This window comes from Streptococcus hillyeri (genome assembly GCF_003686955.1).
GTDB classification, from domain to species: domain Bacteria; phylum Bacillota; class Bacilli; order Lactobacillales; family Streptococcaceae; genus Streptococcus; species Streptococcus hillyeri.
On sequence record NZ_RCVM01000015.1, the window covers coordinates 1 to 11476 of the forward strand.

Here is an 11476-nt window from a genome sequence, read left to right on the forward strand (position 1 = left end):
CAATCCTCAAGGATTATCAAATGAACTCTATCACAGCTGATAACGGGGCTGAGTTCAGTCGTTTAGCAGAAGTTTTTGACCCTGCTCATATCTACTATGCCCACCCGTATTCTTCTTGGGAGCGTGGGACTAATGAGAATCATAATAGACTCATCCGGCGTTGGTTGCCTAAGGGAAGCAAAAATGCGAATCAACAACAAGTCGCATTTATTGAAAACTGGATTAACAACTATCCAAAGAAACTATTCAATTATAAATCTCCTATAGAGTTTTTACAGACTGCCTAACTTGAACTTGAAATTTGGCATTTATCTCAAACTAGCCTATCAAGTGTTCCTCACTACCTTCTTAGCAAGGGCGAATATCATAATATTTAGACAAACTTTTGTAGTGGAAAATAAGATTTCATAGCTAATACTTAGCAAAAATCAAAAATTACTTTTTTGTTTCTTTCTTAAAAGTGCGGACGCTCCAAAGGTCTGGGAGACCTTTGGAGGTGGGAAATAAGACGAACAGAGTTCGTCACAGTCGATAAGGTTTGGGGAACCTTTTGAGGTAGGAAATAAAGCTGAAGAATTCAGCGTCAAAACCTCCTACGGAGTTTCATTGCTAGATTTGAGCCTATCTCTATCGCGGTAGATGATTGGCTGTACTTGTTGATGACTCGACAGCGTCCAACCTAATCATCCTTTCGGGGGAACTACTACGAAATTGATTTTCAATTTCTGTAGTTCTCCCAAAAATCCGTTCTTATCAAACAAATTCCCCTCGCTTTTTGATTTCTAAGCTCAGGCTAAAACTGTCCACTGGACAGTTTCACTAATAAGAATACCTCCATGGCGAAAGAAGCTCTGGTAAATCAAGCCATTTATTGGTTCTTAATTTGACTTAAACTGCTATTTTTAATTTTGGATGAAGTATAAAATTTCGTTCTATTTGGCTATCGTAAAACCCTCACTAGGAACTAGCAAGGGCTTTATTTAATAGTATTTATAATGACATCTCGTCAAGAGAAGACATTATTACTTTTTAGCAAATTCTGCTGCTTTTGTACCTGCCTGGCGACCAAAGATAACGATATCTGCCACGGCATTACCACCCATACGGTTATTACCATGCACACCACCTGTTACTTCACCTGCGGCATAAAGACCTGGAATAGCTTTGCCATCTTCTTTCAATACTTCAGTGTTTGTATTGATTTTCAAACCACCCATTGTGTGGTGAATACCTGGTGAGACTTTGATTGCATAGTATGGCGCTTTAGACATATCACGGTCCATACCTGTTTTACGACCAAATTCTGGGTCGTTTTTGTCTGCAACGTATTTGTTCCAGTTTTCAACTGTTGTTTTCAAGTTAGCGGCATCAACACCGATAGCTTTAGCTAATTCTTCAACAGTTTCAGCTTTGACAGTCATCCCTTTTTCTTCGTAAGTGTCAATTGATTTTGAATGTTCACGAAGTCCTTGGTCAAAGACAACATAAGCATATTGTTTTTGTATCATCGATATTTTGTTCTTTTTGGAACTTGGTTTCAGAAGCGTTCATTCCTCCAGAAGATTTAGAGGTATTTCCCCCGATAACAGGCATTTTTTCAAAAATAGCAACGCTTGCGCCACCTTGTTTGGCAGCGATGGCCGCAGACATTCCAGCACCACCTGAACCGATAACCACAACATCATAGCTGTCTTTTAATTCTTTAGGATTAGTGTATTCTTTAGCAGATGCACCTGAAACCACTTCTTCTTTTTTAGCTTCTGTTGTTGTCTCCGCAGCCTTTTCAGACTTACCTCCACAAGCTACTAAAAACAAGGCAGCTAACAGGCTCATGATAAAGCCTAGCCAATATTTCTTTTTCATCTAAATCTCCTTTCTTATTTTTATAGATGAATACACTTACATTGTATTATTTTTCACAACTTTTAACAAGATTATTTTAGACATTTTTCACAAACTTTTCTAAAAAAAACAAAAAAAGAACAACTTAGAGTTGCTCTAATAATAGATTTTACTTATCTCAGTACAGCTTCTGCTAAGGCTTGTTGAATTTCCACAACATTACGGTCACTCTTAAATTGTAAAACCTCTGCAGGTTCAACAGCAGATGAAATCCAAATTTTTAGCTCCGCATCCAAATCAAAATGCCCTGATGTTTCAACTGTAAAACGTGAAATCGAACGGTAGGGAATAGACTTATAAGACGTTTTCTTCCCTGTCACGCCCTGCTTGTCTACCAAAATCAAGCGTTTCTCAGTAAAAACAATCAAGTCGCGAACCAAGGAGTAAGCCAAAGTAACCTGCTCCCCTGGAATCAAAATATCCTCCAGCTGTCGTTCAACCTTATCGTTATCTTTTTGCGAAGCATTGCCAATCATTCCAGAAAAAATTCCCATTTTAACACACTCTCTTTCCACTTCTATATTTTAAAAGCGTTTTCTATATTATATCATAATTTAACAGAAAAAATAAAAGCATCCTCTCAAATGATCAGATACTTTTGAAATTGTAGGCACTAAATCAGTCAACAGCCTTTTTTAAATGAAGACCTACACTTAATAGAGCTACACCTAAATACACAAAGCGTAGCCACCCCTGACCTTGGCTAAGACCTGGCGAAAATAGGGAAAAACTCATCACTACAGTAAAAATGGCTAAAATCATTTTAGCACTCGTTACTAAATTCTCTCTCTTTAGTGTCAATGCGTTACTGTTCATCGTGATCGTCACATCTGAAATCCTGTTCCAAGGGAGGTAGCGTAGGGCTAGTAGTCCTGGCACTAGGGGAATCAGCGACAACAAGAAATGGTTTGATAGTGGTTCAGAAATCGGAAACATTGGATACCTCCTCAACTTTTGACTCAAGTATATCATATTTGGAAAAAAATGCAAACGATTACATTTTTAGCTAAGAAAAAAGCTGACTCACATCAGCTTTTTACATCATTACATCTTCTCTTCTAGTTCCACATCTGGGTACTTGTCCGCAAACCAACGGAGGGCAAAGTCGTTTTCAAAGAGGAATACAGGCTGATCAAAGCGGTCTTTTGCCAAAATGTTACGACTTGAACTCATGCGCTCATCAAGGTCCTCTGGCTTAATCCAACGTACCGTCTTTTTACCCATTGGGGTCATCACGACTTCGGCATTGTACTCACCTTCCATGCGGTGTTTAAAAACTTCAAATTGGAGTTGACCAACCGCGCCAAGCATGTACTCACCTGTTTGGTAGTTTTTATAAAGCTGGATAGCTCCTTCTTGCACCAATTGCTCAATTCCCTTGTGGAAGGATTTTTGTTTCATGACGTTCTTGGCTGCAACTTTCATGAAAATTTCTGGTGTAAAGGTTGGTAGGGGTTCAAATTCAAATTTATTTTTCCCAACGGTCAAGGTATCACCAACTTGATAGGTTCCCGTATCATAGACACCAATAATGTCTCCAGCGACAGCATTTTCAACATTTTCACGTGATTCTGCCATAAACTGAGTAACGTTTGAGAGCTTCGCCCCTTTTCCTGTACGAGGTAGGTTAACGGCCATACCACGCTCAAATTCACCAGATACCACGCGCACAAAGGCAATACGGTCACGGTGACGAGGGTCCATATTGGCTTGGATTTTGAAGACAAAGCCTGAGAAGTCTTTGTTGAGCGGGTCAATCACTTCTCCCTCTGTAGTTTTATGACCGTGAGGTTCTGGTGCAAATTCTAAGAAAGTATCAAGGAAGGTTTGTACTCCAAAATTCGTAAGGGCTGAACCAAAGAAAACTGGTGTCAAATCACCATCAAGAATAGCCTGCTCAGAAAATTTATTTCCAGCTTCAGCGAGCAATTCAATATCTTCTTTCACTTGCTCATAGAAAGGGTTGTTCGCAAAGAGTTGATCACCGTCTGACAAGTCTGCAAAACGCTCATCACCTTTGTAGAGTTCTAGACGCTGATTATGCAAATCATAAAGGCCTTCAAAAGATTTCCCCATACCGATCGGCCAGTTCATCGGATAAGAAGCAATACCAAGCACTTCTTCTAATTCTTCAAGCAAATCAAGTGGCTCACGACCATCACGGTCTAATTTGTTAATGAAGGTGAAAACTGGAATGTTACGGTGTTTCACAACCTCAAAGAGTTTTTTGGTCTGTGCCTCAATACCTTTAGCTGAGTCAACAACCATAACAGCAGCATCCACCGCCATCAAGGTACGGTAAGTATCCTCTGAGAAGTCCTCGTGCCCTGGGGTGTCCAAGATATTCACACGTTTACCAGCATAGTCAAACTGCATCACAGATGAAGTAACAGAGATACCACGTTGTTTCTCAATATCCATCCAGTCAGATTTTGCAAAGTTTCCTGTTTTCTTTCCCTTAACGGTACCAGCCTCACGAATCTCTCCACCAAAGTAGAGCAATTGCTCGGTAATGGTTGTTTTACCCGCGTCTGGGTGGGAAATGATGGCAAAGGTACGGCGTTTCTTAATTTCGTCTTGTAAAGTCATTTTTCTCTCACTTCTATTTCATTATGACATAGCAAAGCTACACTATTATTTGTTCAGATAGTTTTTCTACATTCTACATTGGTTTTCTTTCTTTTAGGCGCACAAAAAGGCGTCATTAACATGATAACTCCTAATATTATAGCTAAAAAGTGGGCTTATTTCAATCCGAAAGAAAATTTTCTCTGTTACAAAAACTTCTCATTAGCTGATACTGCATACCTCCCTTGTAACCTATAACTTGATTTCCTTTCTCATTTGGCGTAAACTAAAACCATGAAAATTAAAAAGCACTTAAACCCTGTTGCTGGGGAAAATACATATTTGGTATCAAATGATGAGGCCCTCCTTGTCATTGATCCAGGAAGCGATACTCAAGGACTTCTTCAAGAGATTGACCACATCAATAAACCTATTGCTGCTATTCTATTGACCCACACACACTATGACCATATCATCAGCGTTGATGCCATAAGGGATAAGTTTAACCATCCTCCTGTCTATGTGCATCCACTCGAAGCGGATTGGTTAGGAAATCCTGCACTCAATGGTTCTGCTAGACATCCTGATTTGGGAGATGTTATCATATCTCCTGCTGATGTTCTTTTTGAAAATGGCAGAGCTTATAACCTTTCAGGATTTAAGTTCCGAGTCTTACCAACACCCGGGCATTCTCATGGCAGTGTATCCCTTGTCTTTGATGAGGAAAATCTCGTTTTTTCAGGGGATGCTCTCTTTAAAGAAACGATTGGAAGAACTGACTTACCAACAGGTGACTTTGATACCTTGATTAACAGTATCAAGACTCAATTACTGACCCTCCCAAGTCGATACGATGTTCATCCAGGTCATGGTTTTAATACAACCATCGGTCACGAAAAGACCTTTAACCCATTTTTGAGATGATGAAAAAAATTGCTAACTTTTTGTTAATAAGTTTAGTGAGTTTTCTCACTATTTCGAGTCTAGTATTTCTTTATATTAGCCAAAACACCTACCAACCAACTGAACAAGCGCTAGCTTTTTCAAAGAAAGCTCAAAAAGAAACAGCCGACTTTCTCTTTTTTGAAAGTCCTGATAAAACTAAGGCTACCATCATCTTCTATCAAGGGGCCTTTGTAGAAGCTTCTAGCTACGCTGAAATGGCTGTCCTTCTCACACAGAAGGGCTACGACGTCTATCTTTTAGACAGTTTTTTGAACTTGCCAATTCTCTCTCATCAAAAAGCACTCACGCTACTCCCAAATATCAAACAAGGTCCCATTTATCTTGCGGGACATTCAATGGGAGGTGTCGTAGCTAGTCTTGATGCTAAGAAAAGTAAACAAATTGAGGGACTCATCCTCCTAGCAAGCTATCCAAGTGAAAATACTGATCTATCTCGTCTGGACCTATCCGTTCTATCCATCACATCCGAGCATGATAAGGTTTTAAACTCAAAAAACTACCGAGAAGCACAAGAGTTACTTCCCCCTGATACTACCTATCTGACTATTTCTGGCGGTAACCATGCTGGATTTGGAGATTATGGTAAACAAAAAGGAGACGGTTACGCTACCATTTCCTCCTCTAAACAAATTTCTAAAGTCGGTGATGCCATCGATGCTTTCATCCAAAATAACTAAAAGCCTTCCAATCGGAAAGGCTTTTTTTCTTTATTCTCATTACACTTTAAGATAACGGCGAATTGAAAGAACTGATCCTAACGATCCCACTAGAATTCCCACTACAAACAAGGCTGCGATAGCATAGTAACTGTATGGATTAGGGGCGTACATTGATAAATGTTCAATGGATAAGTTTTTCTGAAACGCATTATAAGCATATTGATAACCCAAATAAAGGATAACAGATGGTATAATTGCCCCTAAAAATCCAACCCAGGCACCTTCCATAAAAAATGGTCCACGGATGTATGAATTTTTGGCACCTACCAAGCGCATAATTTGAATCTCATGACGACGTGAAATAATGGTGATACGAATGGTATTGGAAATCATAAAGAGGGCTACGAAAGCAAGTAAGGCAATAGCGCCAAATCCCCAAACTCGAATGAAGGCTGCCATTTTAAAGATTTTTTCCGTATCAGCCTTACCATAGTCTGCACGGTCAACACCTTTGATTTCACTAATTTTCTCAGTTACTGAAGCAACTTCTTTTGGAGATGTGGTTTGGACAACATAAACATCAAATAATGGGTTAGCATCACCATCAAGCATTTTCCAAGCATTTCCCATACGTTCCTGCAGTTTCTTGAGCTCCTGCTCTTTGCTTGAGAACGTAACGGTACCAACACCATCAATAGCCTCAATAGCTTTTTGAACAGCTTGATAATTTTCATTTGGAACCATCTCGCCAACATCATTTTTCACTTCTTGTTCTTGATCATAAGTATCAACTTGAAGGAAGACGTTAATTTGGATATTTTCTTCAATACCACGCGCCAGCTTTTCCGTATTAAAAAGCACGGCAGCAAAAATCCCAACTAGAGTCAAGGTTACTGTTACCGAAAAGACAGAAGCAACCGTCATAAGGCCATTACGTTTCAGGTTTTTAATTGCCTCCCACATATGGCGGAAAAATCGTCTAATCATCGTATCCGTAGTCTCCTTTCTCTTCGTCACGAACCACGCGTCCACCTTCGATAGCGATAACACGGTGGCGAAGGGTATTAACGATTTGGCTATTGTGAGTGGCCATCAAAACAGTCGTCCCTTGCAAATTGATACGCTCTAAAAGGTTCATGATTTCCCATGAATTTTCTGGGTCAAGATTCCCAGTTGGCTCATCGGCAATAAGAAGTTTTGGATTATTAACCAAGGCCCTAGCAATGGCAACACGCTGCTGCTCACCACCAGAAAGCTGAGTTGGGAATGAACGCATTTTGTGTTTCAACCCCACCAAGTCAAGGACTTCAGGCACACGTTTTTTGATATTACGAGGCTTTTCTCCGATAACTTCCATCGCATAAGCAACATTTTCAAAGACTGTTTTACGAGGAAGTAATTTGTAGTCTTGGAACACAACACCAATAGAACGTCGCAAAAGAGGCACATCTTTCTGACGAAGTTTGGTTAAATTAAATTCTCCAACCTTGATACTTCCAGATGTCGCTTTTTCTTCACGATAAAGCAGTTTAATAAAAGATGATTTACCGGCTCCTGACGGACCGACGATGTAAACAAACTCACCTTGGTCTACATTGACTGTAACCTCACGAAGAGCAGTCGTTGAACGATGATACTTTTTGGTAACATCGCGTAATTCAATCAATGGCATTTCATTTATTCAAGAGTTTTGACAACTCTTTCCTTTCACTCATTTTAATTTTTAAAACTCACTTGAGAATGGGATGGAGGTGGCAACTATTTTACCATAATCTTTACAAAAGACAATGACAATAGACACTCACTAAATAATCATATGTTGAGGAAACGAATCTCATTTCATTATGAGAAATATCCCATATCTTCAAGTCATTTTTGTTATAACTTTTAGTCAATCAACCATTTAAGGTAGGCGTCCATAAAACCTTCGATGTCTCCATCCATGACCTTATCAACTTGAGCGACTTCATAGCCTGTGCGGTGGTCTTTGACCATGGTGTATGGGGTGAAAACGTAGGAACGAATCTGACTTCCCCAGGTGATTTCACGTTTATCACCTTTAAGGGCGTTGACTTCTTCTGCCTTTTTCTCTTGCTCCATTTGGTAGAGCTTAGCTTGAAGCATTTTCATGGCACGATCACGGTTACCATATTGGGTACGGTCAACGGTTGACGCTACAACAATTCCTGTCGGAATATGAGTCAAACGCACACCGGTCGAAACTTTATTGACGTTCTGACCGCCGGCACCACCTGAACGGAAGGTATCCATTTTAATATCATCATCACGGATTTCCACTTCAATCGTATCGTCCAACTCTGGCATGACCTCAACAGAGGTAAATGAGGTGTGGCGACGTTTTGCTGAATCAAATGGTGAAATACGTACCAAACGGTGCACACCCATTTCTGATTTCAAAAGACCATACGCATTTGGCCCCTCAAATGAAAGGGTAACTGACTTGATACCAGCTTCATCTCCCGCTTGATAATCCAGCGTTTCAACTTTGAAGCCCTTGGCATTTCCATAACGGGTATACATCCGCAGAAGCATATCTGCCCAGTCTTGCGCCTCAGTTCCTCCAGAACCTGGGTGAATTTCTAAAATCGCATTATTATGATCGTATGGTCCAGACAAAAGTAAGGTCATTTCATAGCTGGTCATGATGCCGTCTAACTTTTCAAGGGTTTCAACCAAATCATCATGAACACTCTCGTCTTCTTCCAACATCTCAAGATAGAGTTCTGTCTCATCAGAAAGTTCTTCCATATTATGGAAAGTCTCATAAGTGTTTTTAAGCTCGTTTAACTCTTGCGATGTCTTTTGAGCCGCAATATTGTCATTCCAAAAGTCAGGCTCCGTCATACGATTTTCAAGTAAGGCAATCTCTTCTTCTAACCTATCCAGGTCAAAGAGACCTCCTGAAGCTAGTCAACTTCTCTTTATTTTCTACTATTTTTTGGCGAATTTCAGCCACTTCCATGGGTGTTCTCCATTTCTTTCCTTAAATCTTATCTATTTTACCACAAAATTAAGCGCTCTGCCATTTTTCCAAAACCAAAGCTAATTCTTGCTGGCTCTCTTCCTCTTTCGGAGAAAGACTGCTCATAAAGTCAAGTATCGCCTCATCAGGCTTTTTGACAATCTCACCGATAGCCCAGATGGCTGTCGCGGTATGAATGGGATTGTTATTCTTATCGATGATTTCTAGTAACTTGACCACGGCACTTCTATCGTGGGCATTGGCTAGCGCGATAATGGCATTGCGTTGCAAGATATTTTTCCCACGCCAAGAGCCCGCAATCATGCCAAATTTCTCTTTAAAGGATTTATTCGACAGTTCAAGGAATGGCACCAGTTCTGGGTGGGCCAAGTCTGGGTCAATTTCAGAAGCCAGAGGATTGTCAATCCCCTTGTTATAGGGACAACAAATCTGGCAAATGTCACAGCCGTAGATGACTGTTTTAATTTTCTTGCGAAATTCCATATCCATCATGCCCTTGTCTTGGGTCTGAAAAGACAGGCAACGTCTGGCATTCATGGTGCCATCACCAATCAAACATGAAGTAGGACAGGCTTCCAAGCAACGGGTACAGTCTCCACAGTCGTAATCGACTGGACTGTCTGGCTCAATCTCAAGGTTGGTAATCAACTCTCCCAGATACATGTAAGAGCCATATTCTTTGGAGATGACCAAACCATTTTTGCCAATAAAGCCGATTCCTGCCCGTCTGGCTACTGCTGTATCCACAAGCGCACCTGTATCCACCATCCCCTTGTACTCAAAGTTTTCGGTGAGTTTTTCAATGCCTTCTGCCAAACGTTTCAGCTTGTCTTGTAGCACATAGTGGTAATCCAGTCCCCAAGAGTTTGGGGTAATCTTGCCACGTTTGTAGTCTGTTTTCGGGGGCTGAACTGGCAATTTATTGGGATAGGCAACAGCGATGGAGATAATGGTCTTAGCTGTCGCTAAGGATAATTTGGGATCAATACGCTCGTCGATATTTTTATGTTCAAAACCTGTGGTCCGTCCTTCTTCGACACCGAGGCGCAGCGATTTTTCCAAGTAGGCAAAATCATCTGCCGTTGTAAACCCAATCTTTGAAATCCCAATCTCAGCAGCTAACTGCTTAATTTCTGCCTTAATATTCATACTGCTATTCTACGCAAAGTTTGTAATGAACACAAGTCAGATATGTTGCTATACCATGACAAATCTTTCTGAAAGCGTTATAATAATGGTAAAGGAGGTAAGGAATATGACCATTCAACTGGAACGGAAAACTGGTTGGTTTGATACTTTGTTGACCTATAGAATTTATCTCGATTCAGAGCTGGTCGGTACGATTGCTTCTAACGAAATCCATAGCTTGCAATTGCCCCAATCTCACTGCCAACTCAAAATCAAAAAGGACTTTCAAAAAGCAGCAAGTCTTGAAGTTGTTAACGGAGACAATCTGGTGATTAAACCTAATAGACTGGGTCTTATTCTACGTCTTCTCTATTACTTAGGAATTCTTGGCATCCCATTAATAAGTTTTCTCAGATATTCAGTTCCTATAATCGAACAATATCAGTATTTCCTAATATCTCTCGTCATTTTAGACATGCTCATTCTGATGATTGTCTACATCACTCATCCTACTATCACCATTATCAAAAAGGAGAATCTATGACTTCCATCCATCAAGAAATCCGTGACAATTTCGACCGCCGTATGGCAGTCCGTGTTTACAATGATCAGAAAGTATCTCGTGAAGATATGGAACTGATTTTAGACACCGCTTGGCTCAGCCCATCCTCTGTTGGTTTAGAAGGCTGGCGCTTTATCGTCTTAGAAAACAATGGCAACGGAAAGCTCGAAAGTATCAAGCCACCACTCAAGGAAGTTGCTTGGGGAGCCCAGCCTCAGCTAGATACTGCTAGTCACTTCGTTTTTCTCTTGGCTGAGAAAAATGCCCGCTATGACAGCTCTGCTATTTACCAAAGCCTCGTCCGCCGTGGCCTTGACGAAGAAGGTGTGAAAAGCCGTCTGCCACTCTATCAAGCCTTTCAAGAGCGTGACATGAAGATTGCTGATGATGCGCGTGCCCTTTGGGATTGGACCGCTAAGCAGACTTATATCGCTATGGGAAATATGATGACCACTGCCATTCGTCTTGGCATTGATTCTTGTCCAATTGAAGGATTTGATTACGATAAGGTCAATACCATCTTAGACAATGCAGGTCTTATCAATCCAGAAACCGAAGGCATCGCCAGCATGGTCTCTTTCGGTTACCGCCTCAAAGAACCAAAACACCCACGCACTCGCAAACCACGTGAAGAAGTTATCACTTGGGTGGAGTAAAGCAGTCATTACATGATGATTTAGTTTTTTA

The 11476-nt window shown here is 40.6% G+C and carries 12 protein-coding genes and 1 pseudogene; 5 read left to right on the plus strand and 8 right to left on the minus strand.

Going from position 1 to position 11476, the window contains the following annotated elements; all coding sequences use genetic code 11:
* Window positions 1-287, plus strand: a 287-nt coding sequence (locus EAF07_RS07440) for an IS30 family transposase (protein ID WP_121835954.1), incomplete at its 5' end; no start/stop codon positions are given.
* Between the two features lie 735 nt (window positions 288-1022).
* Here the strand turns inward: EAF07_RS07440 and EAF07_RS07445 are convergent.
* From EAF07_RS07445 to EAF07_RS07460, 4 genes and pseudogenes are all read right to left on the minus strand, one after another.
* A pseudogene (locus EAF07_RS07445) lies at window positions 1023-1863 on the minus strand (FAD-dependent oxidoreductase).
* Window positions 1864-2015: 152 nt separating this feature from the next.
* Window positions 2016-2396 carry a PH domain-containing protein gene (locus EAF07_RS07450; RefSeq protein ID WP_121835955.1) on the minus strand — a complete coding sequence of 127 codons (381 nt, stop codon included), beginning with the start codon at window positions 2394-2396 and terminating at the stop codon, window positions 2016-2018.
* 124 nt (window positions 2397-2520) lie between these two features.
* Entirely contained in the window at window positions 2521-2838 is a 318-nt protein-coding gene (locus tag EAF07_RS07455; protein ID WP_121835956.1) for a hypothetical protein, read from the minus strand.
* A 108-nt stretch (window positions 2839-2946) separates the two neighbouring features.
* Window positions 2947-4491: a peptide chain release factor 3 gene (locus EAF07_RS07460; protein WP_121835957.1), complete on the minus strand. Its 1545-nt coding sequence runs from the start codon at window positions 4489-4491 to the stop codon at window positions 2947-2949.
* Window positions 4492-4764: 273 nt separating this feature from the next.
* Between EAF07_RS07460 and EAF07_RS07465 the strand changes: the two genes are divergently transcribed.
* Entirely contained in the window at window positions 4765-5394 is a 630-nt protein-coding gene (locus tag EAF07_RS07465) for an MBL fold metallo-hydrolase (protein ID WP_121835958.1), read from the plus strand.
* The gene (locus EAF07_RS07470) at window positions 5394-6113 is read left to right on the plus strand and encodes an alpha/beta hydrolase (RefSeq protein WP_121835959.1); all 720 of its coding nucleotides are present in this window, start codon (window positions 5394-5396) and stop codon (window positions 6111-6113) included. Before EAF07_RS07465 ends, EAF07_RS07470 begins: the two co-directional genes overlap by 1 nt.
* A 39-nt stretch (window positions 6114-6152) precedes the next feature.
* Here the strand turns inward: EAF07_RS07470 and ftsX are convergent, their stop codons facing one another.
* From ftsX to queG, 4 genes are all read right to left on the minus strand, one after another.
* Entirely contained in the window at window positions 6153-7082 is a 930-nt protein-coding gene (gene ftsX / locus EAF07_RS07475; RefSeq protein ID WP_121835960.1) for a permease-like cell division protein FtsX, read from the minus strand.
* The gene (ftsE, locus tag EAF07_RS07480; protein ID WP_121835961.1) at window positions 7075-7767 is read right to left on the minus strand and encodes a cell division ATP-binding protein FtsE; all 693 of its coding nucleotides are present in this window, start codon (window positions 7765-7767) and stop codon (window positions 7075-7077) included. The genes ftsX and ftsE overlap by 8 nt, the downstream gene beginning before the upstream one ends.
* Window positions 7768-7982: 215 nt before the next feature.
* Window positions 7983-9078, minus strand: a protein-coding gene (gene prfB, locus EAF07_RS07485) for a peptide chain release factor 2 (RefSeq protein WP_121835962.1) whose coding sequence is annotated in 2 segments (ribosomal slippage) — window positions 7983-9005 and window positions 9007-9078 — 1095 coding nt in all. Because the reading frame shifts where the segments join, the coding sequence is not laid out codon by codon here.
* Between the two features lie 48 nt (window positions 9079-9126).
* Window positions 9127-10248 (minus strand): tRNA epoxyqueuosine(34) reductase QueG, encoded by a 1122-nt coding sequence (gene queG, locus EAF07_RS07490; protein ID WP_121835963.1) that lies wholly within the window; start codon window positions 10246-10248, stop codon window positions 9127-9129.
* Window positions 10249-10354: 106 nt separating this feature from the next.
* On the opposite strand from queG, the gene EAF07_RS07495 reads away from it, so the two are divergent.
* Both EAF07_RS07495 and EAF07_RS07500 read left to right on the plus strand, forming a co-directional pair.
* Window positions 10355-10771: a hypothetical protein gene (locus EAF07_RS07495; RefSeq protein WP_121835964.1), complete on the plus strand. Its 417-nt coding sequence runs from the start codon at window positions 10355-10357 to the stop codon at window positions 10769-10771.
* Window positions 10768-11445 carry an NAD(P)H-dependent oxidoreductase gene (locus EAF07_RS07500; protein ID WP_121835965.1) on the plus strand — a complete coding sequence of 226 codons (678 nt, stop codon included), beginning with the start codon at window positions 10768-10770 and terminating at the stop codon, window positions 11443-11445. Before EAF07_RS07495 ends, EAF07_RS07500 begins: the two co-directional genes overlap by 4 nt.
* Window positions 11446-11476: the final 31 nt, after the last annotated feature.